This window comes from Nocardioides agariphilus (assembly GCF_015352445.1).
GTDB classification, from domain to species: Bacteria; Actinomycetota; Actinomycetes; order Propionibacteriales; family Nocardioidaceae; genus Nocardioides; species Nocardioides agariphilus.
Map to the genome: position 1 here is coordinate 39,572 of NZ_JADKPO010000004.1, position 23,067 is coordinate 62,638.

The window sequence follows — 23,067 nt, forward strand, 5'->3', positions numbered from 1 at the left end:
CTGTGCGACGCACCGTGGAAGCATGCACCGCTCCCCCACGCTCGTCGCCCGCCTCACCGGACCCGGACTCCTCCTGGCCGCTGCCCTGATGCGCTGGGCTGACGGTCGCCACGGCGACCTGGGGGACCAGCCGTGGACGGCGCTGGCCCACCTCGCGTTCGGCGGCGCGCTCCTGGCGTTCGTCGCGGTGGCTGCCGGCGTACGCCGCGTGGCCGCGCACCGCCGGATCGTCACCGTGGCTGTTGTGGGAGCTGCCCTCGGTGTGCTGGGCGTGGCGCTCGGCACGCCCGGCGGCTTCGCCGTGTTCGTGCTGGGTGTGGTGGGCACCTTGGCCGCACTCGCCGCGGCCCGTCAGGTGAGCTGGCTCGAGCCGGCCCTGGCGCTTGCGGGGTTCGCGGCGGTCGCGGGTGACCTCGATCTCCTCGCGCTCGGCGCGGCCCTGCTCGCAGGAGCCTTCGCCCAGGCACCGGCGCCTGCTCGACCAAAACCTCAGCCGGTGTAGGGCACCTCGGTGCGCCACTCGGACTCGTCCTGGTGGGCGGCCGCCCAGATGGCATCGGCCACCCGGTCGGGGGTGAAGGGCCCCTCCTTGCCCAGCGTGCCCCGCACCGTCAACGACACGGCCCTGATGCCCTGTGGCTCGAGAGTGGTGTCGATACTGCGGATCAGGTTGCGCAGGCCGGCCTTCTGCACACCCAGGGAGGCCGCTTCGTTCCACGGGCTGTCCGCGGCCATGCTGCCGGTCGCGGTCACCCGCGCACCCGGCTGCAGGAGTGGATGCACTGCTTGAAGTGCGGTGAGCAGCGCGCCGACGCCGAGGCCGACGTCATCGAGCAGCTCGGCGGAGGTCAGCGACAGCGGGTCCTTGTGCCTGAAGGCGCTCGGGTTGAAGTGGAGCCAGTCGACGCGGCCATGGCCGTGCGCCAGTCCGCGCACGGCAGCAGTGGCGACCGCGGCGTCGGTCACGTCGGCAACGGCGTGGCTGACGGTGGCACCGAGCTTCTCGAGCTGACCGCCCAGCTCGACGAGCGCCTCCTCCTGGTGACCGACCAGGGCCAGGTCGTAGCCCTCTCGCGCCATCCGTCGCGCCAGCGAGCCACTCACGCCCGGTCCGGCGGCGATGATCACGGCGACGGGTCGGGTCACGAGTCCTCCTCGTAGGGAGCGCCGCGGAAGCGCCGGTAGCTGTAGGCGATCATCGCGATCGCGAAAAGTCCCGACAACACCAGCGTGATGCCTGGCGCCCAGCCGCCGAACAGCCACCACTTGTCGTCGACCGGCCACCAGCCCGGCGAGTCAGGCTGCAGCAGCCACAACACTCCGAAGCCCACGATCGCCAGAGCGCACAGGTTGGCGATCACGATGCGCGGCCAGGTCTGCACGCTGTCGGAAGCGCCCTCGAGAGCCCTCTTCTTCACCGGCTCCACGCGGCGCTCGGCCCATTCGTACTGCTGCGACAGGATCACCAGGCCGGCAAAGATGGCGAGCAGACCTGGACCGGGCAGCACCAGCGCTGCGATGCCCGCCACCACCAGGGTCCATCCGATGACCTCGAGCAGCACCCGTTTGCTGTGCTTGGCAACGGCCCTGGTGCGGCTCATCGACGCTTGACCCGTCGCCGCAGCTGGATGATGCGCAGCGAGCCAGCGATCGCCGTGATGGCGATGCCTCCCGCGGCCGCGATGAGCAGCGCCGCGGCCAGCGGTGGGGTGCCCTCCCACCAGAGGAAGGAGACGGTCACCTGCTGGGTGTTCTGGAGGATCAGCACCACCAGGAGGACGAGTACGACGCCGAGGCCGATCGTCGCCAACCACAGCACGCTGGTGCGAGAGCGCCGCAGCGGGTCGTCGTCACGGCTCGCCCGCCGGACCGGATGATCCTGGTGCGTCACCGGGTCCGGCGCGGCGGGATCGGACGGTGACGCCTCCTCGGGAGGCAGCGGCTGCTCAGTCGACACCGGGCCAGCCTAGGCGGCGGCCCGCACCGATGGCTCACCCCGACGACAGGCCGTGGCGACGACCCTCGCACCAGGACCGACGAGAACGGCAGGATGGGCCCGTGCCCACGTCGCAGGCCTCACCCAACGAGTGGGTCGTGGGGCCCTCCGACGTCCTGCTCGCCGACGGCTCCATCGCGGTGATCCGCTCGCTGCGTCCTGAGGACCGCGAAGCGGTGCTCGACCTGCACGAGCACGTGTCGGAGGACACCTTGCGCCTCCGGTTCTTCACCGCCAGCAGGGAGGCCGGCCGCCGGTACGTCGACCGGTTGTTCGACCCGGCGCACACCGACCAGTTCGCTCTGGTCGCGCTGGTGCGGGGACGGCTGGCCGGACTGGCCACGGCCGAGGTCTTGTCGGCCGAGCAGGCCGAGGTCGCCTTCCTGGTCTCCGACCAGGACCGCGGCAGGGGCCTGGGCAGCCTTCTGCTCGAGCACCTCGCGGCGGTTGGCCGTACCCATGGGCTGAACCGCTTCGACGCCGACGTGCTGGCCGACAACTACGGGATGCTGCGTGTCTTCCGCGGCGCTGGCTTCGCGGTCTCACGCCGCGCGGAGCACGGCGAGGTGTCGGTCGAGCTGCGCACCGACGTGAGCGCCGCGGCGCTCGACGCCTCCGACCGACGCGAGTGGCGCTCCGAGGCGCGTTCGCTGCGCCCACTGCTCGCACCCGAGAGCGTCGCGGTGGTGGGCGTACGGCGGGCCGCCGGTGGCATCGGCCGCGCGGTGCTCGACGCGATCGCCGCTGGCGACTACTCCGGCCGACTGTGCGTGGTCCACCCGGCTGCGGTCGAGGAGGGGCACGTGATCGCGGGCCTCCCGGCGTACGCCACGATCGCCGCGATCCCCGAGCCCGTCGACCTCGCAGTCGTCGTGGTGCCGCCCCGCGAGGTGCACGACGTGGTGGCCGACGCGTGCGCGGCCGGCGTGGGCGCCGCGGTCGTCGTCTCGTCCGGCGTCACCGGTGACGGTGAGCCTGTGGGTCGCGACCTGGTTGCGATGGCCAGGGCCCACAGCGTGCGCCTGGTGGGGCCCAACTCCCAGGGCGTGCTCAGCCTGGGAGCCGTCGGCACCCTGAACGCGTCGTTCGCGCGGACCCTGCCGGTAGCCGGCGGGCTGGCGGTGGCGACCCAGTCGGGCGGCGTCGGGTTCACGGTGCTCGACCTGGCTCGCGGCCAGGGGGTCGGCGTGCACTCGTTCGTCTCCCTCGGGGCCAAGCTGGACGTCTCGAGCAACGATCTGCTGGCGGCGTGGGGAGACGACGAGCGGGTGACGGTGGCGGCGCTCTACCTCGAGTCCTTCGGCAACGCCGTGAAGTTCGCCCGAACCGCGCGGCGCTTCGCCGAACGCAAGCCGCTGCTGGCCGTCGTCGGCGGGACTACTCCGGGAGGCAGCGTCGGCGTCCCCGCCTTGTTCGCCCAGGCCGGTGTCATCTCGTGTCGCGGCGCTGCCGACATCGCCGAGGCGGCAGCCGTGCTCACCCAGCAGCCGCTCCCCGAGGGCTTCCGGGTCGCGGTGGTCAGCAACGCCGGCGGCATGGGCCTGCTCGTCTCCGGCATGGCCGAGGGCGAGGGCCTCTCGGTGCCACGCCTGTCCGACCAGGCGCAGTCCTCCTTGGAGCAGCTCGCGCCGCTGGTGGCAGCGGCCAACCCTGTCGATGTCGGAGCCTCCGTCGACCCTGACGCGCTGCGCTCCGTGGTCGGCGCGCTCCTCGGTTCGGGTGAGGTCGACGCGGCCGTCGTCGCTCTGGTGCCGACGACCTTGGCCGATCCGGTCGCCCTGCGCACCGCTGTGGCCGAGGCCGCTCTCGTGGCGGCCAAGCCGGTCGTCGTGGTCGCCTCCGACGCGGCTCCCGACCAGGCCATGCCGGGGCTCACGGTCTTCCGCACGCCGCTGGTCGCCGTCATAGCGCTGGCCCGCGCGACGCGCTACGCCGCCTGGCGCAGGGTGTCCTCGGAGGACCAGGCGCCGGTTGACACCGCCCGCGCGAGCGATGCCCGCACGTGGGCTACCAAGCGCCTGGCCGAAGGAGGCGGTAGCCCCGCCTTGCTGACCGGCCCGGATGCCGGGCCACTGCTGTCGCCGTACGACATCGAGACCGCCCACGCCGAAGGCGGTGTGGAACTGGCGGTCGAGGCGTTCCGAGACGACGCCTACGGGGCGCTGGTGCGCATCGGAGTCAGCGGGCGGGCTGGCGACATGCTGCAGGACGAGGTTCACCTGCTCGCGCCGATCGCCCCGTCCGACGCGGCCCGGGCCCTGCGCACCCTGCGCATCTGGCCACTGCTCGACGGGGTCCGCGGTCACGAGCGCGTCGACGTCGAGGCCCTCGAGCGACTGCTGGTGGCGGTGGGCCGGCTGGCTGCCGACGTACCCCAGCTCGCCCACCTCTCCCTTGACCCCGTCCTCGCCCGCCCCGACGGCGCGCCCTGCCTCGCTGTGACCGCCCTGCTCTCCCCCGCCGAGTCAGCCGACACCGGGTTCCCGCGGAGATTGCGGCCGTCATGATCGCCGTCCGTGACGTTCGTGCTGTCCCAAGTGACTTCAGACAGCACGTTCGTCACTGACGGCGAACCACGGCCAGGGCCTGGCGGGCGATCTCGTACTCCTCGTCAGTCGGTACGACGAGCACGGCCACGGCAGAGGAGTCGCTCGAGATCCGCGTGGGACCGGAGACCGGGCCGGCGTTGCGGCCAGGGTCGACCTCGATGCCGAGGGCGGTGAGGCCGGACAGGGCGGCGGCGCGGACCTCGGGTCCGTTCTCGCCCACACCGGCGGTGAAGACCACCGCGTCGACGGTGCCGAGCACGGCGGAGTAGGCGCCGACGTACTTGCGGATCCGGTAGCAGTAGACGTCGAAGGCCAAGGTGGCGGCCTCGTCGCCCTCCGCACGCAACCGCTCGATCTCCCTGAAGTCGTTGGCGCCGGCCAGGCCCTTGAGCCCCGACTCGCGGTTGAGCAAGCGGTCGATCTCCTCCAGCGACCACCCCAGCGACCGGTGCAGGTGGATGTGCACAGCCGGGTCGAGGTCGCCGGAGCGCGTGCCCATCACCAGCCCCTCGAGGGGCGTCAGACCCATGGAGGTGTCGACCGAGAACCCGCCGCGTACGGCGGCGGCGGACGCCCCGTTGCCCAGGTGCAGGACGATCACGTTGACGTCCTCGACGCGACGCCCGAGGGCTGCGGCTGCGGTGCGTGCGACGTAGGCGTGGGACGTGCCGTGGAAGCCGTAGCGGCGGACGTGGTGGTCGGTCAGCCAGGACCGCGGTACGGCGTAGGTGTAGGCCACCGGCGGCATCGTCTGGTGGAAGGCCGTGTCGAAGACCGCGACCTGCGGCAGCTCGGGGAACAGCCTGCGAGCCACAGCGATGCCCTCGAGGTTGGCCGGGTTGTGCAGCGGCGCCAGCGGGACCAGAGCCTCGACGGCGGCCACGACCTGGTCGTCGATCAGCGTGGGCTTCGAGAACCGCTCGCCGCCGTGCACGACCCGGTGGCCCACCGCGACGACGCCAGCATCGGCCAGCGAGGGTCCGTGCTCCTCGAACGCGTCGAGTGCCGCCTGGAGGGCCTCCTCGTGGTCGGCGAACGCACGCTCCTCGGTGTGCACGGCGTCGCCCACGGTGTGCTTGAGCCGCCCGCTCGACTCACCGATCCGCTCGACGATCCCGTCGGCGGGAGCCTCGCCGGTCTCGCCGTCGACGAGGCGGTACTTCAGCGACGACGAGCCTGCGTTGACGACCAGGACGTAGGACGGGTCGCTCATCTTCGCTGGTCACTGGCTTGGGCCTGGATCGCGGTGATCGCCACGGTGTTGACGATGTCGCGCACCGACGCGCCTCTGGACAGGTCGTTCACCGGCTTGTTGAGGCCTTGCAGGATCGGCCCGACGGCCAGCGCCCCTGCGGATCGCTGCACCGCCTTGTAGGTGTTGTTGCCGGTGTTGAGGTCGGGGAACACGAAGACCGTGGCCCGGCCCGCAACCTGGCTGCCAGGCAGTTTGGTGCGCGCGACCGCCGCGTCGATCGCCGCGTCGTACTGGATCGGTCCCTCGACGAGCAGCGAGGGCGCACGTTCGCGCACCATCGCCGTCGCCTCGATGACCTTGTCGACGTCGGAGCCGGCACCGGAGCCCCCGGTCGAGTAGGACAGCATCGCCACGCGCGGCTCGATGCCGAACGCCGCGGCCGTTCGCGACGACGCCAACGCGATGTCGGCGAGCTGTGCCGCCGTCGGGTCGGGATTGACGGCGCAGTCGCCGTAGACCAGCACCTGGTCGCGCAGGCACATGAAGAAGACCGACGACACCACCGAGACGTCCGGCGCGGTGCGCACCACCTCGAGCGCCGGCCTGATGGTGTGCGCGGTGGTGTGGGCGGCGCCGGAGACCATGCCGTCGGCCAGGCCGAGCTCGACCATCATCGTGCCGAAGTAGCTCACGTCGATGACGATGTCGCGGGCTCGCTCGAGGTCGATTCCCTTGTGCTTGCGGCGTTGGTGGTACGCCGCGGCGAACCGCCCGCGCAGCTCGGGGTCCGTCGGGCTGAGCAACCGGGCCGCCGAGATGTCCACACCCAGCAGGGCTGCGCGCTGTCGGATGGCCTGCGCCTCGCCCAGGATCGTCAGCTCGGCGATGCGGCGCCGCAGCACGATGTCAGCGGCCTGCAGGATCCGGTCGTCGTCACCCTCGGGCAGCACGATGTGCCGTCGATCGGCGACCGCCATGTCGATGAGCTGGTGCTCGAACATCAACGGGGTGACGGCGGTCGTCCGGGCGACCTCGAGCCGGTCGAGCAGCACGTCCCCGTCCACTCGCTCCTCGAAGATCCTCAGGGCGGTCGCGACCTTGCGCGGCGAGTCCTTCTGCAGCCTGCCGCGTACGGACGTCAGAGCGCGCGTGGTCTCGCTGGTGTCCATCGAGGTCGCCACGATCGGCATCGTGGTGCCGAGTCCGTCGATGAGCCGGGTCACCTGCTCGGGCAGCTCGAAGCCGCCGTTGAGCACGATGCCGGCCATCTGCGGGAAGTTGGCGCTGACCTGGGCCGTGAGCACACCCAGCACCACCTCGGGCCGGTCGCCGGGCGTGACGACGACCGCACCGTCGAAGAGACGGTCGAGCACGTGCGGCAGCGTCATCGCCGCGACCAGGATGCCGGTCGTCTCCTGGGTGAGCAATGACTCCTCGCCGTGGACCAGGTGGCCGTGGCAGGACCTCATCAGGTCCGCCATCGACGGCGCGCTCAGGAGCGGCTCCTCCGGCAGCGCGAAGGCGGGCGCACCGATTCCTTCCAGGCCCTTCACGACGCCGTCGAGGTCCTCGGCGTCTGCCCGGTTGGCCACCACCGCGAACAGCGTGCCGTGGTTGCCCCGCAGCTCGGTCAGCGCGAGGTCGGCCGCGGTCCGCACCTCCTCTGGAGTGCGATGGTGGGCATTGAGCACCAAGAGCACCGGACTGGCCAGGTTGGCGGCGATCTTGGCGTTGAACGAGAACTCCGTGGGTGCGCCGACGTCGGTGTAGTCGCTGCCCACCACCACGACCGCATCGGCCTGCTCGGCCACCTGGTGGAACCTCTCGACGATGCGGTCCAGGGCCGCCTCGGGGTCACGGTGCAGCTCGGCGTACGTCACGCCCGCGCACTCGTCGTAGGTCAGATGCACCGCCTCGTGCGAGACCAGCAGGTCGAGCACGTAGTCGGTCGCGGCATCGCCCCGGACCACCGGCCTGAAGACGGCGACTCGCTCCACGCGACGCGAGAGCTGCTCGAGTACGCCGAGGGCGACCGTCGACTTGCCCGTGAAGCCTTCTACGGCGGCGACGTACACGCTCGTGGCCATACAAGTGACAGTAGTCATGCGGGGATCGCGCGGGGAGTGGTCGTCCCACCCCTGCGAGTGATGTCCGGGCCGGCCGCCCGGCCTAGCGTGGCCAGCATGAGCAACCTCACGGGAAAGAAGATCGCGTTCGCCGTGGCGAGCGAGGGCATCGAGCAGGTCGAGCTGACCTCGCCGTGGGAGGCGGTCGAGGAGGCAGGCGGACAACCGGTCCTGGTCTCGATGGAGAAGGGCAAGGTGCAGGCGTTCAACCACCTCGACAGGGGCGACACTTTCGAGGTCGATGTCACCTTCGCCGATGCCGACGCCGACTCGTTCGACGGTCTGGTCCTCCCGGGTGGCGTCGCCAACCCTGACGCGCTGCGCCTGGACCAGGACGCGGTGGCGTTCATCAAGAGCTTCTTCGCGAGCGCGAAGCCCGTCGCCGCCATCTGCCACGCGCCGTGGTCGCTCGTCGAGGCCGACGTGGTGCGTGGTCGCACGCTGACCTCGTGGCCGAGCCTCCAGACCGACCTGCGCAACGCCGGGGCCACCTGGCAGGACAAGGAGGTCGTCGTCGACGGCAACCTCGTGACCAGTCGCAACCCCGACGACCTCCCGGCATTCAACGAAGCGGCCCTCACCGCGTTCGCGGGCTGACGGCCTTCATGGGGGCACGCACGTTCGGGGTCGAGGAGGAGTTCTTGCTGGTCGACCCCGATGGCGGTCGGGTCGTCGAGCGCGCGGCGGCCGTGCTACGCAAGGTGCCCGCCGGTCACGACCTCGTCGACCACGAGCTGCTCGAGCACATGCTCGAGACCCGCACCGAACCCTGCACGGAGATGGCCGATGCCCGGCAGCAGCTGGTCGAGGCTCGTCGGCTGCTGGGTGAGGCCGCCCGCGAGGTGGGCGTGGCGGCCATCGCCTGCGGCACCGCTCCGTTCGCCGTCGAGGACGTCGAGATCTCGCCCAAGGACCGCTACCGCGACATGGTCAACGAGTTCGGCGCCACTGCCCGCAACGCCGGCACGTGCGGCATGCACGTCCACATCGGCATCGAGTCTCGCGAGGAGGGCGTCGGCATCATCGACCGGCTACGCCCGTGGCTCCCGATCGTCCTCGCGCTGAGCGCCAACTCGCCGTACTCCGAGGGTCACGACAGCGGCTACGCATCGTGGCGTGCCCAGGTCTGGAGCCGCTGGCCGACGGGCGGTGCCACCGAGCTGTTCGGCGACCCTGCGACCTACGACGAGCTGGTCGAGGGCCTGATGGCCACCGGGGCGGCGAGGGATCCGGGGATGGTCTACTTCGAGGCGCGTCTGGCCGCCGAGTGGCCGACCGTCGAGATCAGGGTCGCTGACGTGTGCACAGATCCCGACGACGCGCTCGTGATCGCTGCGACCACCCGTGCGATCGCCACCACCGCGGCCCGCGAGTGGGCAGAAGGGGAACCGCCGCGCCCATGGCGCAGCAAGCTGTTGCGGGCAGCGGCGTGGCGGGCCAGTCGCTATGCCCTGGCCGGCACCTTGGTCCATCCCGTCGAGCGCGCGCTCGCACCGGCCCGCGACGTGCTCGCCTCGTTGGTCGAGCGCATGGGTCCAGCCCTCGAGGAGGCTGGCGACCTCGATCTGGTGACAGCCGGCTACGAGCGACTGCTCGGCGCGACCGGCGCCACCCGTCAGCGCGGGGCCTACGAGCGCACCGGCACGATCGAGGGCGTCGTGACCGACCTCGTCGAGCGCTCCGAGGCGGTCTGGCGCTAGCCCGTGTCGCAGGCAATGCCAGCGGCCTCGGTTCGGTGCGCATCAGTCCGGCGCGGGCAGCGTGAACTCGAAGACCGCACCCCGACCGTCGTTGTCGCGAGCGACGATGGACCCGCCATGTCGCTCGACGATGCGGCGGCAGATGGCCAGGCCCAGACCGCGGCCGTCATAGGACGACGCATGCGCACGCTGGCGTTGCTCGAAGATCCGCTCGTGCGACCCCTCGGGCAGCCCGACGCCCTCGTCAGCCACGGTCACGGCCACGGTCCCCGAGTCCGTGCGCCGACCCGTCACCTGCACGCACGGGTCGCTCCCGGGCGGCACGAACTTCAGCGCGTTGGCGATCAGGTTGTCGAACAGCTGTCGGACGAGCGCGGGGTCGGCCTGGGCGTCGGGGATGTGTCCGACCCGCACGTGCCCGTTGGCCGAGTGGTCGGCCGCCACCTCCTTGACCACCGCCTCGAGGTCGACGCGGCGCAGCTGCAGCGTCGCGTCGTGGGTGGCTCGGCCCAGCAGATCCTCGATGAGCGCCTTCATCCGCCGGGTGCCGGTGCCGACCCTGTCGACGTAGTCCCGCACCAGGGCGGGCCCGGCCGTTCCGTCCCCGAGCTCGACCGCCATCATCTCCGTCCAGCCCTCGACGGCGGCGAGCGGGTTGCGCAGGTCGTGGGCGACCACCTGCGCGAAGGCGGTGAGGTCGACGCGCCGCGCATGCTCGATGGTGGCATCGCGGAAGATCAGCAGCGCTCGGGCACGCCCGGTGACGCTGTCGCGCGGCAGCGGCGTGGCCGAGACGGCCAGGATCCGGCCAGCTGCAGGCGGATCGGCCACGCGGATCTCCATGTCGCGCACGGTCTGTCCGGCCAGGGCACGAGCCAGCGGATCCTCGGGCCCGGCCGCCGCGGCGAGCAGAGCACGCAGGTCTCCGGGGAAGCCGCCCACCTTCGTGGCTGCCGCGTTGCGCAGCAGCCAGCGGCCCGAGTCGTCGACGACGGCCAGACCCTCGGCCATGGAGTTCACCACCGCGTCCGTCAGCTGCGCCTGGTAGGCCATCTCCTCCGCGTTCTGGCGCAGCTCGGAGTGGAGCCGGGCGCGTTCGTCGAGGCCGGTGGACAGCGCCAGTCCCGTGGACGCCGTGGCGACCACGAACAGCTGGACGAGCACCGCGTTGGTGATCCGGTCCTGCTCGGTGAACGGGCCCGACCCCTGGAACGTCGCGTAGATCGCGAGGTACCCGAGCGCCAGCATGTGCAGGGAGTTCATCAGCGTGCTGAACCGGACCCCGCACCAGATCAGCACGCCGAGCACGAGGAAGAGCAAGGACTCGGAGCCCACCACGAACACGACGAAGTAGACCGCCACGCCCGCCAGGCAGGCAGCGAGGAACTCCAGCGTGCTGCCGTCCCACAGCCTCTCCCGGGGGCGTGGCTGCGACAGGCGTTGACCGATGAGCAGGCCGGCCGTGGTGACCAGCAGGATCCCGCAGATGTTGCGGCCCAGCCACATCAGCACGTCCAGCCCGACGTCCGGGTCGTCGGCCACGGACCACACGACCGCGATGAGGGCAGCGCTCGCGAGGACTCCGCCCCCGATGCTCGCCAGGTAGCGGGCGAGCAGCCGGGGCGAGTCCAGGGCCCGGGTGCCGCCGCATCCCCACAGTTCGGGGACGAACCTACGCATCAGCTGGACGATCACCACCGTCTGGAGCGTGTGGCACAAGGCGACCGAGGCCGCCATCCAGGTGGGCACGTCGATCAACAGTCCGAAGCCGAACATCGACCCGAACAGCAGCGCGGTGTCGATGCTGATCGCTCGCGCCTGCCTGACCAGCAGCCACAGCACTGTGATGCCGGCTGACGGCCACACGGCCGCGAACTCGGCACCCGGCACCAACATGGTCCGTGCCATCACGCCGAGCAGGCTCGCGACGACGAGGAACACCAACGCGACCGGTAGCCCGGGGCGCGTGGGTGCGACCGCCCGGGGCGCCGCCAGCGCTGTCACTGTCAGGTCTCCTCCTCGGCCAGTTCCTCGTCGTGGGTGCCCGGCCGAGGCGCCCACGGGAGGTCCTTGGCCGGCCGTACGACGATGAGCCGGTCGCCGCGCGCGAGCTGGGTGACCACGGGGTCGAAGTAGCGGTAGACCTTCTCGTCACGCACCACGGCGATGACCTGGTCGGGAAGCTGCTGGGGCTGCTTGCCGACCTCGGGGACGAGCAGGGCGCGCTCGGCAACCTCGAGCCCCTCGCCGTAGGTCAGCAGGTCCTCCATCACCGAGCCCAACGTCGGTGACAGCGTGGAGAGGCCTAGCAGCCGGCCCACCGCGTCAGAGGACGTGATGACGGAGTCCGCGCCCGACTGCTTCATCAGCGGCACGTTCTCCTGCTCGCGCACGGCCGAGACGATCCACGCATCCGGGTTGAGCTGGCGCACGGTCAGGGTCGCGAGCACGTTGGAGTCGTCGCGGTCGGTGGTGATGATGACGTGGCTGGCTGTCGACACACCGGCGCGTTGCAGCACCTCGCGACGGGTGGCATCGCCCGTCACGACCGCGAGACCGTCGGCGTGGGCGTCGGCGAGTGCCGTGGACCCCTTGTCGACCACCACGATCGCCTCACGGTCCTGGCCGTTGTTGACGAGGGTCTCGACGGCACTCCGGCCCTTGGTGCCGTAGCCGACGATGATGATGTGCTCTCCCATGTGCTTCCTCCAGCGGGCGACCCGGAACATCTCCCGGCCTTGTGAGGCCAGCACCTCGAGTGTGGTGCCGATCAACAGGACCAGGAACCCGATGCGAGCCGGCGTGATGACGAACGCGTTGATCAACCGGGCCCGGGTAGTGACCGGTGCGATGTCGCCGTAGCCGGTCGTGCTGAGCGTGACGGTCGTGTAGTAGATCGAGTCGACGAGGTTGACCCCGTAGCTCGGCGGGTCGTTCCCGTCGCGGTAGCCGGTGCGGTCGAGGTACACGATCAGCACGGTGCCGACCAGGATGATCATCGCCGCCAGCAGCCGGCGGCCCAGCTCCCACCAGGGAGACCGCACCCGGTCGGGCAGCGCGATCCGGCTGACGCCGAGATGGGGGTCGACCAGCAGGCGCTGCTGGTCAGTCGGCTCGTCCGGCACGCCCCGAATCTAGACCCTCGCCCGGCGTCTTCCCTGGCGACTCGTCGCCGTCGGCCGCCTGATCGTCAGGGTCGTCGGGCTTGTGGCCGTAGCTCTCCAGCGCCATCCGGCTGCGCAGCCGCTGCACCAACTCGAGCCGCGCGGACGTGGTGGCCTTCTGCGGGAAGACGGAGTCGAACGACGCGTTGACGGCCGCTCCGATGAGCACGGCGATGGAGAGCAGGTAGAGCCAGAGGAGTACGGCGATGGGTGCGGCCAGCGGTCCGTAGATCGAGCGCGAGTCGGCGGCGGTGACGGTGAGGAACCACCGCAGCACGAAGGAGCCCACGATCCAGCAGGCCAGCGAGAACGTCGCACCCGGCAGGTTGAAGGTCCAGTTGGTCCGCACCGGTACCGAGACGTGGTAGAGCGTCGCCAGGAAGCAGATGCTCATCACCAGCACTGCCGGCCAGTAGGCCCCCATCAGGAACTCAGCTCGCTCCGGCAGCCACTGGCGCACCAGCGAGGGACCGGCGACCAGCAGCGGGAGCGAGACGATGCCCGTCACGACCGCCAGCAGGTAGAGGCCGAAGGAGAGCGCTCGGGTCTTGATGATGCCGCGGTGCCCGCCGAGCCCGTGCATGATCGTGATGGTGTCGACGAACACGTGCAGTGCCCGCGACCCCGACCAGAGAGCCAGCACGAACCCGACCGAGATCACGTCGAAGCGCCCGCCCTCGAGCACGTCGTTGATGGTCGGGGTGATGATCGAGTTGACGGCTCTCTCGGTCAGGCCCCGGGAGGCGAGCTCGATGATCGCCTTGCGCACGTCTTCGACCTGGGCCGCGGAGAACTGGTCGGAGACGTAGCCGATCGACCCCGCCAGCGCGAAGATCAGCGGCGGCACCGACAACACCGCGAAGAACGCCGCCTCGGCCGCGAGTCCGGTCACCCTGTGGCGCATGCACGAGCCCACGGTCGCGACGACGACCCGCCACAAGGCCGCGGCGCTGCGCTGCCACCAGGGGTCCACGGCCACACGCCCGGGTCGCGCGCGCGACGCAGCCTCGCCGCTGGCACGGTCGGGGGCGGCGCTCATGCGCCTACGGTAACGAGCGCAGGTCCCTCTACCGTGACTCCATGGCGTCGCAAGAGTTTCCGACGAGCAACCGCGTCGCGGTCAACCAGCCGCCTCCCCTCGTCGGCCACGATGTCGTGAGCAGCGACCTCGCCCTGGTCGACGCGGTCGTCCGCCATGCCTCGGCCGAGACCGTCGAGGACCTGGTCGAGCTCGGGCGGGAGGCTGGAGGTGCCGAGGCGCGTGAGCACGGGATGCTCGCCAACCAGCAACCACCACGGCTGCGGGCCTTCGACCGCTACGGCAACCGGGTCGACGAGGTCGACTTCCACCACTCCTGGCACTGGCTGATGACGCGCGCGGTCGGTCACGGGCTGCAGGCGGCGCCGTGGGAGCGCTCCGATGAGGGCGACGCCCACGCGCACGTACGCCGGGCGGCGGGCTTCCTGGCCTGGTCACAAACGGAGCCGGGTCACGGTTGCCCGATCTCCATGACCTACGCAGCCGTGCCGGCCCTGCGCGTCGACGAGGCCGTTGCCCAGCAGTGGGTGCCGTCGCTGGCCTCGACGGTCTACGACCCGGGCATCCGTCCGGTCGCGGACAAGGCCGGTGCCCTGGCAGGCATGGGCATGACCGAGAAGCAGGGTGGCTCCGACGTGCGCGCGAACCTCACCGAGGCACGACCCACCGGTGTCGACGGCGAGTACACCCTGCACGGGCACAAGTGGTTCACGTCCGCCCCGATGAACGACGTGTTCCTCGTGCTGGCCCAGGCCGACGGCGGGCTCACCTGCTTCGTGGTCCCGCGCGCCCTGCCCGACGGCAGCCGCAACCCGCTCGACGTGGTCCGGCTCAAGGACAAGCTCGGCAACAGGTCCAACGCCTCGTCGGAGATCGAGCTGGACGGGACGCTCGCACGCCGACTCGGCGACGAGGGCCGAGGCGTGCGCACGATCATCGAGATGGTGGCCGCCACCCGGCTCGACTGCGTGCTCGGGTCGGCTTCGCTGATGCGACACGCCCTGGCCGAGGCGTCCTGGCACGTCGCCCATCGCTCCGCCTTCGGCTCGAGGCTCTCCGAGAAGCCCCTGATGCAGAACGTCATCGCCGACCTCGCCATCGAGTCGGAGGCGGCTACGGCTCTCGCGATCCGGCTGGCCGCGGCGGTCGACCACATCGACGACCCTCACGAGGCCGCTCTGCGACGCATCGCGCTGCCCCTGGCGAAGTTCTGGGTGTGCAAGCGCACCCCGGGCTTCGTGGCCGAGGCCCTGGAGTGCCTGGGGGGCAACGGCTACGTCGAGGAGTCCGGATTGCCCCTCCTCTACCGCGAGGCACCGCTCAACTCGGTGTGGGAAGGCTCGGGCAACGTCAACGCGCTCGACGTGCTCCGCGCACTGCGACGCGAACCGGAGGTCCTGGCCGCCTGGATCACCGAGGTCGGCGCCGCCCGCGGCGCCGACGAGCGCCTCGACCGCACCGTCGACCAGACACTCGCCCTCCTGGGCGACCAAGGCTCCCACGAAGCCGGAGCCAGGAGGCTGGCGGGCCGGATGGCCGCGTGCCTCCAAGGCGCCCTCCTGGTCCGACATGCCCCTGCCGAGGTGGCCGACGCCTTCTGCGCCTCCCGCCTCGGCTCGTCCTACGACGGCACCTACGGTGCGCTCTCGACGTCCGGCTCCGAACTGAGGACCATCGTCGAGAGGACGACGCCCGTCGTCTGACGGAGGTGTCAGATGAGCGACCCCGTCTCGGTCCCGCCAGCCCTGCGCGCCCAGCTGCTCGGCATCGAGCACAGCAGCCTGTTGTCGACCCGCGCGATGACGTGGAGCGAGGTGATGAGCCGGATCACCGCCCAGCTCACGTTCACCTCGGCCGTGCTCGTCGTGCTCGCCCTCACCGTGAACAACCACAACCTCCAAGAGTCCTTCCGCCCGCTCGCAGTGGGGTTGGGCTTCGCGCTGCTCCTGACCGGCACCCTGACGACGCTGCGGGTGCACTACGCCTCGCTGGAGGATGCCCAGCTGATGCGCGGGATGAATCGGCTGCGGGCAGGGTACGTCGCTCTCGACCCCGGCCTCGAGCCCTATCTGACCACGGGGTTCACCGACGACAGGCCGGGGCTGGTCCGCACCTACGGTCTGGGCTACACGCGCTCCGGGGCCCAGCAGGTGATGGCCAGCGCCATCTTCTTCAGCAGCGTCGTGAACGGGCTCGTCGCCGGCGGCTGGGTCGGGATCCTTGCAGCTCCGGCCGGGCGAACGGTAGCGGTGCTGGTTGGTGTGGTGGCGGGGCTGGGCTACCTGGCTGCGTTCATGTACGCCGTCGCGCGGCTGTTCGCGCAGGCGGAGAGGATGCCGGAGCTGGTGCACTTCCCGTCAGCTCCATCATCACCTTCTTGAACGTGGCATAGCGCCGCTCGCCGACCTGGGCCGCGAAGTCGCTCTCCATCCGCTCGAGCGCGCCGTACACCTTGCCCATGACGCGGTCTCCCGTGCGCGTGCGGAAGACCATGCGCACGCGCCCGTCGTCGGGGTCGGGCTCGCTGTGGAGGTGGCCGGTGCCGGTGAGCTGCGTGACGAACTGCCCGCAGCCCTGCTTGGTCATCCCTGTCAGCCGGGCGAGCTCGGTCACGTTGATGCCCTCGGGCGGCACTGCGGACATGACCCGGACGTGAGACATCCTGAGGTCGCCCAGCGCCTTGTCCGGGAGCTCGCTGCGCAAGCGGCCGAAGAGCTTGGCCATCAGCTCCGGCAGTACGTCGACTCTGCCCGCGCTCATAAATGGACTTTACTATCTTGAGCCGCCTCCTAGGCTCATCTCCATGCCAGCTCACGTCGCCTCGGTGAACATCGGCAGCCGCGAGCCCTCGACTGCCAAGGGCGTCGGGTTCACGGGCATCCGCAAGCGTTCGGTCGACTCGGCGAAGCTGCGCGCACCAGGCCCGAAGCACGGTGGTCTCGGCAGCGGCCTGGTCGACGACTTCATCGGCGACATCCGGTCGCACGGCGGTGACTACCAGGCCGTCTACGCGTTCGCCCGCGAGGAGCTCGACTACTGGGAGCGGCGGCTCGGCACGGAGCTGGCGAACGGCTCGTTCGGCGAGAACCTCACGACATCCGACCTCGACGTCGATGCCGCTCTGGTCGGCGATCGGTGGGCGGTGGGCGACGAGGTGCTGCTCGAGGTGACCGGACCGCGGATCCCGTGCGCGACGTTCGCCGCCCGGATGGGCGTGCGCGGGTGGCTCAGGATCTTCACCGAGGTCGGACGCAGCGGTGCCTACCTCTCGATCGTCTCGGGTGGCGAGGTCAGGCCCGGAGATCCCGTTCGGGTCGTCTCGCGCGCCGCTCACGACGTCGACGTCCCGACCACGTTCAAGGCGTTCATGGGCGATCTCGACGCAGCCGACCACGTGATCTCGGTCGGGTGCCTGCCGGAGTGGGAGCTGGCCCACCTTCGCGACATGGTGACCAGACGCCGGCGGCCGCGCGCTTGACCCGAGCCGGACGGGTAGTAAAGTAACTTTCTCGTCTGCGTGTCGGAGGGAAGGCCATGCACGATCGCAGCGCTCTTGGTGCCGCCGACGTCGACGACACCACCCTGACCGGACTGGTGGCCGGCCTGCTCGGAGCTCCCGCAGCCGAGGTCGGAGTGCTCGACTCCGAGGTGACGGAGTTCCCCTACGACCTACCGGCGATCACGACGGGAGGGCGCTACGTCGTGCAGGGCACCGCCACCGTCGCCGGCGAGCGGACGCCATACGAGCTGTTCGTCAAGGTCGTCCAGTCGTGGAGCCGGTCGCCGTTCTTCGCGATGGTCCCCGACGAGATGAAGGACTTCGCCGAGGCCAGCGTGCCGTGGCGCACCGAGCCGCTGGCCTATCGCTCCGACCTGGCCGACCGACTGCCCGACGGGCTCCGGATGCCGCGGGCCGTCGGCGTCTTCGACCTCGACGACAAGTCGGCGGCGGTCTGGCTCGAGAAGGTCACCGTCGTGCCGCGACCGTGGGACGACGCGAGGTACGAGCGGGCGGCCTACCTGCTCGGCCGGCTGTCCGGCAGTCCGCAGGTGGCCGATCTCGCTCGTGTGGGCCAGCACTCGTTCACGGTCGCCGACTACGCACTCGGCCGGCTGGCCAACCAGGTGCTGCCGCAGCTGCACGACGACAGTGTCTGGCAGCACCCGCTCGTCGCGACCGCGTTCGACGACGACCTCCGCCACGGCCTGCGGGTCGCTGCGGGCCGGCTCCCGCAGTACGTCGAGGAGCTGATGGGCCTGCCCGTCCTCGCCGCCCATGGCGACGCCTGCCCCAACAACCTGCTGACCACCGAGGACGACGAGTCCTTCACCCTCATCGACTACGGGTTTTGGCAGCCGATGCCCCCCGGCGCCGACCTCGCCCAGCTCCTCGTCGGCGACGTCCAGATCGGACGCTGCCGCGCGGGCGACCTCGCTGCTCGCGATGACCGCAACCTGGCGGCGTACGAGCGGGGCCTTCGCGACGAGGGCTGCGACATCAGCCAGACCGCCGTCCGGCGCGGTCACGCACTCCACATGCTGCTGTTCACCGGGCTGTCAGCCCTGCCCACCGAGCTCCTCGGCCGGCCGCCCTCCCCCGCCCTCGAGGCCCAGGTCACCGACCGCGCCGCCATCGCCCGGTTCTGCCTCGACCGCGTCGCTGCCGAATAGGGGTCCGTCCGCAGGGTGACAGCGCGCGGGGACAGCGAGCGGAGCGAGCCGGTGTCAGGTGAGCTCGAGGCCTGGGTACAGCGGGTGCTTGTCGAGCATCTCGGCGGACTGCGCCTTGACGCGGTCGGCGACACCGTCGGCGAGCACGTAGGTCGCCTTCGAGGGGCCGCCGGCCTTGGTCTGGCCCGGCTGGGTATTGGAGAGCACCTCGACCATCAGCTCGGCGACCTTGTCGAACTCGTCGTGGCCGAAGCCGCGCGTGGTCAGAGCGGGGGTGCCGATGCGGACTCCGGAGGTGTACCAGGCGCCGTTGGGATCCTGGGGCACGGAGTTGCGGTTGGTCACCACACCCGCGTCGAGGAGCGCCGACTCCGCCTGCCGGCCGGTCAGTCCGAACGACGTCACATCGAGCAGGACGATGTGGTTGTCGGTGCCGCCGGTCACCAGCTTGCCGCCACGCTTCAAGAGGCCTTCGGCAAGGGACTGGGCGTTGTCGGCGATCGACTGCGCGTAGGTCTGGAAGTCCGGCCGCCGGGCCTCGGCGAGGGCCACCGCCTTGGCGGCCATCATGTGGCTGAGCGGACCGCCGAGCACGAGTGGGCAGCCCCGGTCGACGGACGGCGCGTACTCCTCCTGCGCGAGCACCAGCCCACCGCGCGGGCCACGCAGCGACTTGTGGGTGGTCGTGGTGGTGACGTGGGCGTGGGGCACGGGGTCCTCGTCGCCGGTGAAGACCTTGCCGGCGACCAGGCCGGCGAAGTGGGCCATGTCGACCATCAGCGTCGCGCCGACCTCGTCGGCGATCTCCCGCATCTTGGCGAAGTTGACGCGCCGCGGGTACGCCGAGTAGCCGGCCACGATGATCAGCGGCTTGAACTCATGAGCCTTGGCCCGCACCGCGTCGTAGTCGAGCAGCTGCGTCGTCGGGTCGGTGCCGTACTGCTGCTGGTGGAACATCTTGCCGCTGATGTTGGGTCGGAACCCGTGGGTCAGGTGACCGCCCGAGTCGAGGGACATGCCGAGCAGCCGCTGGTTGCCGAGCTTGCCGCGCAGCTCCTCCCAGTCGGCATCACTGAGCTCGTTGACGTTCTTGGCGCCGAGCTTCTCCAGCTCGGGACCCTCGACCCGGTGGGCCAAGATCGCCCAGAACGCCGTCAGGTTGGCATCGATCCCGGAGTGTGGCTGGGCATAGGCGTAGGGCGCGCCGAACAGCTCGCGGGCGTGCTCGGCGGCGACGGCCTCGACGGTGTCGACGTTCTGGCAGCCGGCGTAGAAGCGGTGTCCGATGGTGCCCTCGGCGTACTTGTCGCTGAACCAGGTGCCCATCGTCAGCAGGACCGGCAGCGACGCGTAGTTCTCGCTGGCGATGAGCTTGAGCGAGCCGCGCTGGTCGGTGAGCTCCTGTCGGGTCGCATCAGCGATCCGGGGCTCGACGGACCCGATCACCTCGAGGATGGAGTCGTAGGCGCTGGAGGCGATCTTGGCCAACGAGGGGGCGTGAGCGTCAGGGGTGAGGCCGGTCATGGCGCACACACTAAGGGCGCAGCCCGCCCGGACGAGAGGGGTGTCCGCCCGGCACACGTGAACATTCGCTGGGCAATCGTCACCATCCACACAAGCGTCTCGATATTCGGACAGTTGTCTCACATCACAAGATTTCACCTTGTGAGAAGCACGTCCAACCCCTGAGACTTCTTGACATGACCATCGCCGCCACCCGCAAGCACCTCGTGGTACGTCGCCACGTGGACTTGGGGCGCACGCGCAGCGCGATGTGTTGGCTTCGCTGAAACCAAGCCGCCCAACCCGCCATTCCGCGCTCAACGAAGCGCGCGGCCCGTCAGCGAACACCCTCAGCGAAAGGGACGTCGTCCCGTGCCAGACCTCCGCTTCCAGTCGCAACCGGCTCGTCACACCGAGATCCCGCGTGCCAAGCGCGCCGAGGGCCAGTGGTCGCTGGGCTACACCGAGCCGCTCAACAAGAACGAGCAGTCCAAGAAGGACGACGACCCGCTCAACGTCCGCGACCGGATCCTCCACATCTACTCCAAGCGCGGCTTCGACTCGATCGACCCCGCCGACCTGCGCGGGCGGTTCCGCTGGATGGGCCTCTACACGCAGCGGCGTCCGGGCATCGACGGCGGCAAGACGGCGATCCTCGAGGAGGAGGAGCTCGACGACCGCTACTTCATGCTGCGGGTCCGCTCCGACGGCCGGCTGCTGTCCTCCGAGGCGGTGCGGGCGCTGGGCACGATCGGCGTCGACTTCGCGCGGGACACCGCCGACGTCACCGACCGCGAGAACATCCAGTACCACTGGATCCGCATCGAGGACGTCCCCGAGATCTGGAACCGGCTCGACGAGGCCGGGTTGAGCAGCCTCGAGGCCTGCGGCGACTCGCCGCGACCGTTCCTCGGCTCGCCCGTGGCGGGGGTCGCCAAGGACGAGATCATCGACGGCACCTGGGCGCTGGAGGAGATCTTCCGCCGCTACATCGGCGACAAGCGGTTCTCCAACCTGCCGCGCAAGTTCAAGACCGCCCTGACCGGTCACCCCAGCCACGACGTCGCCCCCGAGACCAACGACGTGGCCTTCGTCGGCACCGTCCACCCCGAGCACGGCCCCGGGTTCGACCTCTGGGTCGGCGGTGGCCTGTCCACCAACCCCATGTTGGCCCAGAAGGCCGGCGTCTGGATCCCGCTCGACGAGGTCCCCGATGTCTGGGAGGCGGTCGCGTCGGTGTTCCGCGACTACGGCTACCGGCGGTTGCGCTCGCGCGCCCGCCTGAAGTTCCTCGTCGCCGACTGGGGCATCGACAAGTTCCGTGAGGTCCTCGAGAACGAGTACCTCGGCCACCGGCTCGTGCGCACGCAGTCGCCCGCCTCCCCCACCGGACACCGCGACCACGTCGGCGTCCACGAGCAGAAGGACGGCGACTTCTACGTCGGCGTCGCGCCGATCGCCGGCCGCGTCTCCGGCAGCCTGCTGGTCGCGCTGGCCGACGCCATGGACCAGTACGCCGTGCGCGGCGCGCGCCTCACGCCGTACCAGAAGATCGTGCTGATCGGCGTCCAGCCGGAGGCAGTCGACGGCCTGCTGCGCACCCTTGACGAGATCGGGCTGTCCGCTCGTCCGTCGCAGTGGCGCCGCAACACCATGGCGTGCACCGGCATCGAGTTCTGCAAGCTGGCCATCGTCGACACCAAGAACCGCGCGCGCGACCTCGTCGCCGAGCTGGAGCGCCGATTTCCAGACCTCGACACAGAGACAGGTCCTGGCATCACCGTCAACGTCAACGGCTGCCCCAACGCCTGCGCCCGCACCCAGGTCGCCGACATCGGCCTCAAGGGGCAGCTGGTCCTCGACGACGACGGCAACCAGGTCGAGGGCTTCCAGGTCCACCTCGGCGGAGCCACCGGACTGGGTGCCAACTTCGGCCGAAAGCTCCGGGCTCACAAGGTCACCAGCGCCGAGCTCGACGACTACGTGACAGCCGTGGTGACCGCCTACCTCGACCAGCGCACCGAGGGCGAGAGGTTCGCCGACTGGGTCGTGCGCGCCGAGGAGTCCGTGCTGCGCGGCGAGGGTCTCGACAACCTCGGTCAGCGACTGGTGGAGGTCCGATGAGCCACTCCACGACTCACCGGGCGAGCCCGTTCCACTGCCCCTACTGCGGGGAGCAGGACCTCTTCCCGCGCGAGGAGCAGGGCTGGGAGTGCCACGCCTGCTTGCGGGCGTTCTCCGTCACCTTCCTCGGGCAGCTCGACCGTCCCGCAGGAGTCTCCTCGCCAGTCTCGGGACAACAGTCATGAGCACCGCGACCACCAACCGCGCCCGCGAGTTCCGCGGCACCCACACCGAGGGCCGCACCAGCGAGGAGCTGCGTGAGCTGGTCTCCCACGTAGGTGCCGAGCTCGAGCTGGCCCCTGCCGAGAACATCATCGAGTGGGCGGTCGCCACGTTCGGCGAGCGCTTCTGCATCACCTCCTCGATGGGCGACGCAGTGCTCGCTCACCTCGCGGCCAAGGTGACCCCCGGTGTCGACGTGGTGTTCCTCGACACCGGCTACCACTTCATCGAGACCATCGGCACCCGCGACGCGGTCCAGGCCACGATGCCGGTCAACCTGCTCACGATCACGCCGGTGCAGTCCGTGGCCGAGCAGGACGCCGCCTACGGCAAGGACCTCTACAAGACCGATCCGGACCTGTGCTGCCAGCTGCGCAAGGTCCAGCCGCTGGCCGACGCCCTCGGCCAGTACGACGCCTGGGCCACGGGCCTGCGACGTGCCGAGACCCACAACCGGGTCATCGCGCCGGTCGTGGGCTGGGATGCCCGCAAGGGCAAGGTCAAGGTCTCGCCCCTGGCCCGGTGGAGCGACGACGACGTGCAGCGCTACATCGAGGACAACGGTGTCCTGGTCAACCCGCTCGCCTACGACGGCTACCCCTCGATCGGCTGCGCCCCCTGCACCCGCCGCGTCGCGCCGGGCGACGACCCGCGCAGCGGCCGGTGGGCCGGCACCAACAAGACCGAGTGCGGCATCCACCGATGAACAGCCCGCACCTGTTTCTCGACACCGACGTCGAGGTCCGATGAACACGAAGACGAACAACGAGAGGAGGCC

General features: G+C 70.4%; 21 protein-coding genes. 11 read left to right on the top strand and 10 right to left on the bottom strand.

The annotated features are described in order from the left end of the window. Nucleotides 1-22: 22 nt before the first annotated feature. Nucleotides 23-502 (top strand): hypothetical protein, encoded by a 480-nt coding sequence (locus tag ISU10_RS04200; RefSeq protein ID WP_194695121.1) that lies wholly within the window; start codon nt 23-25, stop codon nt 500-502. On the opposite strand, the gene ISU10_RS04205 is transcribed toward ISU10_RS04200, so the two are convergent. From ISU10_RS04205 to ISU10_RS24030, 3 genes are read right to left on the bottom strand one after another with little or no spacing between them, the layout of a single operon-like run. Beyond that, nucleotides 490-1,146 (bottom strand): SDR family NAD(P)-dependent oxidoreductase, encoded by a 657-nt coding sequence (locus ISU10_RS04205; RefSeq protein WP_194695122.1) that lies wholly within the window; start codon nt 1,144-1,146, stop codon nt 490-492. The two genes, ISU10_RS04200 and ISU10_RS04205, sit on opposite strands and share 13 nt — an antisense overlap. Beyond that, a complete protein-coding gene (locus ISU10_RS04210) occupies nt 1,143-1,601 on the bottom strand; it encodes a PGPGW domain-containing protein (RefSeq protein ID WP_194695123.1) in 459 nt (152 codons plus the stop codon). The genes ISU10_RS04205 and ISU10_RS04210 overlap by 4 nt, the downstream gene beginning before the upstream one ends. Next, on the bottom strand, nt 1,598-1,957 hold the full coding sequence (locus tag ISU10_RS24030; RefSeq protein WP_370864722.1) for a lipopolysaccharide assembly protein LapA domain-containing protein: 360 nt from the start codon (nt 1,955-1,957) through the stop codon (nt 1,598-1,600). Before ISU10_RS24030 ends, ISU10_RS04210 begins: the two co-directional genes overlap by 4 nt. A gap of 101 nt (nt 1,958-2,058) precedes the next feature. Between ISU10_RS24030 and ISU10_RS04220 the strand changes: the two genes are divergently transcribed. Further along, nucleotides 2,059-4,503 (top strand): GNAT family N-acetyltransferase, encoded by a 2,445-nt coding sequence (locus ISU10_RS04220; RefSeq protein ID WP_194695124.1) that lies wholly within the window; start codon nt 2,059-2,061, stop codon nt 4,501-4,503. Nucleotides 4,504-4,555: 52 nt separating this feature from the next. On the opposite strand, the gene ISU10_RS04225 is transcribed toward ISU10_RS04220, so the two are convergent. Both ISU10_RS04225 and pta read right to left on the bottom strand, forming a co-directional pair. Further along, entirely contained in the window at nt 4,556-5,758 is a 1,203-nt protein-coding gene (locus ISU10_RS04225; protein WP_194695125.1) for an acetate/propionate family kinase, read from the bottom strand. Then, entirely contained in the window at nt 5,755-7,827 is a 2,073-nt protein-coding gene (gene pta, locus ISU10_RS04230) for a phosphate acetyltransferase (RefSeq protein ID WP_194695126.1), read from the bottom strand. Before pta ends, ISU10_RS04225 begins: the two co-directional genes overlap by 4 nt. 96 nt (nt 7,828-7,923) lie before the next feature. On the opposite strand from pta, the gene ISU10_RS04235 reads away from it, so the two are divergent. After that, the gene (locus tag ISU10_RS04235) at nt 7,924-8,463 is read left to right on the top strand and encodes a type 1 glutamine amidotransferase domain-containing protein (RefSeq protein WP_194695127.1); all 540 of its coding nucleotides are present in this window, start codon (nt 7,924-7,926) and stop codon (nt 8,461-8,463) included. Between the two features lie 8 nt (nt 8,464-8,471). After that, complete coding sequence (locus ISU10_RS04240; protein WP_194695128.1) at nt 8,472-9,566, top strand: carboxylate-amine ligase; 1,095 nt, start codon at nt 8,472-8,474, stop codon at nt 9,564-9,566. 42 nt (nt 9,567-9,608) lie between these two features. Here ISU10_RS04240 and ISU10_RS04245 read toward each other — a convergent pair whose 3' ends face one another. The 3 genes from ISU10_RS04245 to ISU10_RS04255 are packed head-to-tail and all read right to left on the bottom strand — an operon-like array spanning nt 9,609 to nt 13,769. Further along, nucleotides 9,609-11,570 carry a sensor histidine kinase gene (locus ISU10_RS04245; RefSeq protein ID WP_194695129.1) on the bottom strand — a complete coding sequence of 654 codons (1,962 nt, stop codon included), beginning with the start codon at nt 11,568-11,570 and terminating at the stop codon, nt 9,609-9,611. A 2-nt stretch (nt 11,571-11,572) separates the two neighbouring features. Then, entirely contained in the window at nt 11,573-12,691 is a 1,119-nt protein-coding gene (locus ISU10_RS04250; RefSeq protein WP_370864725.1) for a potassium channel family protein, read from the bottom strand. Further along, the gene (locus tag ISU10_RS04255; RefSeq protein WP_194695130.1) at nt 12,672-13,769 is read right to left on the bottom strand and encodes a YihY/virulence factor BrkB family protein; all 1,098 of its coding nucleotides are present in this window, start codon (nt 13,767-13,769) and stop codon (nt 12,672-12,674) included. Before ISU10_RS04255 ends, ISU10_RS04250 begins: the two co-directional genes overlap by 20 nt. A 41-nt stretch (nt 13,770-13,810) precedes the next feature. On the opposite strand from ISU10_RS04255, the gene ISU10_RS04260 reads away from it, so the two are divergent. Together ISU10_RS04260 and ISU10_RS04265 are read left to right on the top strand one after the other, a co-directional pair. Continuing rightward, complete coding sequence (locus ISU10_RS04260; RefSeq protein WP_194695131.1) at nt 13,811-15,472, top strand: acyl-CoA dehydrogenase family protein; 1,662 nt, start codon at nt 13,811-13,813, stop codon at nt 15,470-15,472. Nucleotides 15,473-15,484: 12 nt separating this feature from the next. Continuing rightward, complete coding sequence (locus tag ISU10_RS04265) at nt 15,485-16,150, top strand: hypothetical protein (protein ID WP_194695132.1); 666 nt, start codon at nt 15,485-15,487, stop codon at nt 16,148-16,150. Here ISU10_RS04265 and ISU10_RS04270 read toward each other — a convergent pair. Then, complete coding sequence (locus ISU10_RS04270; RefSeq protein ID WP_194695133.1) at nt 16,062-16,529, bottom strand: MarR family winged helix-turn-helix transcriptional regulator; 468 nt, start codon at nt 16,527-16,529, stop codon at nt 16,062-16,064. The genes ISU10_RS04265 and ISU10_RS04270 overlap by 89 nt on opposite strands. A gap of 43 nt (nt 16,530-16,572) precedes the next feature. On the opposite strand from ISU10_RS04270, the gene ISU10_RS04275 reads away from it, so the two are divergent. Beyond that, entirely contained in the window at nt 16,573-17,247 is a 675-nt protein-coding gene (locus ISU10_RS04275; protein WP_194695134.1) for an MOSC domain-containing protein, read from the top strand. A gap of 56 nt (nt 17,248-17,303) precedes the next feature. Further along, nucleotides 17,304-18,440, top strand: coding sequence for a phosphotransferase (locus ISU10_RS04280; protein ID WP_194695135.1), 1,137 nt, complete (start codon nt 17,304-17,306; stop codon nt 18,438-18,440). A 54-nt stretch (nt 18,441-18,494) separates the two neighbouring features. On the opposite strand, the gene ISU10_RS04285 is transcribed toward ISU10_RS04280, so the two are convergent. Further along, nucleotides 18,495-19,964, bottom strand: coding sequence for a glycine hydroxymethyltransferase (locus ISU10_RS04285; protein ID WP_194695136.1), 1,470 nt, complete (start codon nt 19,962-19,964; stop codon nt 18,495-18,497). A 351-nt stretch (nt 19,965-20,315) separates the two neighbouring features. On the opposite strand from ISU10_RS04285, the gene ISU10_RS04290 reads away from it, so the two are divergent. From ISU10_RS04290 to ISU10_RS04300, 3 genes are read left to right on the top strand one after another with little or no spacing between them, the layout of a single operon-like run. Next, nucleotides 20,316-22,067 carry a nitrite/sulfite reductase gene (locus ISU10_RS04290; RefSeq protein WP_194695137.1) on the top strand — a complete coding sequence of 584 codons (1,752 nt, stop codon included), beginning with the start codon at nt 20,316-20,318 and terminating at the stop codon, nt 22,065-22,067. Continuing rightward, nucleotides 22,064-22,252 (top strand): Insertion element protein, encoded by a 189-nt coding sequence (locus tag ISU10_RS04295; RefSeq protein ID WP_194695138.1) that lies wholly within the window; start codon nt 22,064-22,066, stop codon nt 22,250-22,252. Before ISU10_RS04290 ends, ISU10_RS04295 begins: the two co-directional genes overlap by 4 nt. Further along, the gene (locus ISU10_RS04300; RefSeq protein ID WP_194695139.1) at nt 22,249-22,995 is read left to right on the top strand and encodes a phosphoadenylyl-sulfate reductase; all 747 of its coding nucleotides are present in this window, start codon (nt 22,249-22,251) and stop codon (nt 22,993-22,995) included. Before ISU10_RS04295 ends, ISU10_RS04300 begins: the two co-directional genes overlap by 4 nt. Nucleotides 22,996-23,067: the final 72 nt, after the last annotated feature.

Excerpts from the sequence above, each read along its gene's own strand:
- ISU10_RS04285 (WP_194695136.1), bottom strand. The coding sequence starts at position 19,964 with ATGACCGGCCTCACCCCTGACGCTCACGCCCCCTCGTTGGCCAAGATC.
- ISU10_RS04300 (WP_194695139.1), top strand. The coding sequence starts at position 22,249 with ATGAGCACCGCGACCACCAACCGCGCCCGCGAGTTCCGCGGCACCCAC.
- pta (WP_194695126.1), bottom strand. The coding sequence starts at position 7,827 with ATGGCCACGAGCGTGTACGTCGCCGCCGTAGAAGGCTTCACGGGCAAG.
- ISU10_RS04265 (WP_194695132.1), top strand. The coding sequence starts at position 15,485 with ATGAGCGACCCCGTCTCGGTCCCGCCAGCCCTGCGCGCCCAGCTGCTC.
- ISU10_RS04280 (WP_194695135.1), top strand. The coding sequence starts at position 17,304 with ATGCACGATCGCAGCGCTCTTGGTGCCGCCGACGTCGACGACACCACC.
- ISU10_RS04225 (WP_194695125.1), bottom strand. The coding sequence starts at position 5,758 with ATGAGCGACCCGTCCTACGTCCTGGTCGTCAACGCAGGCTCGTCGTCG.
- ISU10_RS04235 (WP_194695127.1), top strand. The coding sequence starts at position 7,924 with ATGAGCAACCTCACGGGAAAGAAGATCGCGTTCGCCGTGGCGAGCGAG.
- ISU10_RS04210 (WP_194695123.1), bottom strand. The coding sequence starts at position 1,601 with ATGAGCCGCACCAGGGCCGTTGCCAAGCACAGCAAACGGGTGCTGCTC.
- ISU10_RS04240 (WP_194695128.1), top strand. The coding sequence starts at position 8,472 with ATGGGGGCACGCACGTTCGGGGTCGAGGAGGAGTTCTTGCTGGTCGAC.
- ISU10_RS04295 (WP_194695138.1), top strand. The coding sequence starts at position 22,064 with ATGAGCCACTCCACGACTCACCGGGCGAGCCCGTTCCACTGCCCCTAC.
- ISU10_RS04255 (WP_194695130.1), bottom strand. The coding sequence starts at position 13,769 with ATGAGCGCCGCCCCCGACCGTGCCAGCGGCGAGGCTGCGTCGCGCGCG.
- ISU10_RS04275 (WP_194695134.1), top strand. The coding sequence starts at position 16,573 with ATGCCAGCTCACGTCGCCTCGGTGAACATCGGCAGCCGCGAGCCCTCG.
- ISU10_RS04270 (WP_194695133.1), bottom strand. The coding sequence starts at position 16,529 with ATGAGCGCGGGCAGAGTCGACGTACTGCCGGAGCTGATGGCCAAGCTC.
- ISU10_RS04260 (WP_194695131.1), top strand. The coding sequence starts at position 13,811 with ATGGCGTCGCAAGAGTTTCCGACGAGCAACCGCGTCGCGGTCAACCAG.
- ISU10_RS04200 (WP_194695121.1), top strand. The coding sequence starts at position 23 with ATGCACCGCTCCCCCACGCTCGTCGCCCGCCTCACCGGACCCGGACTC.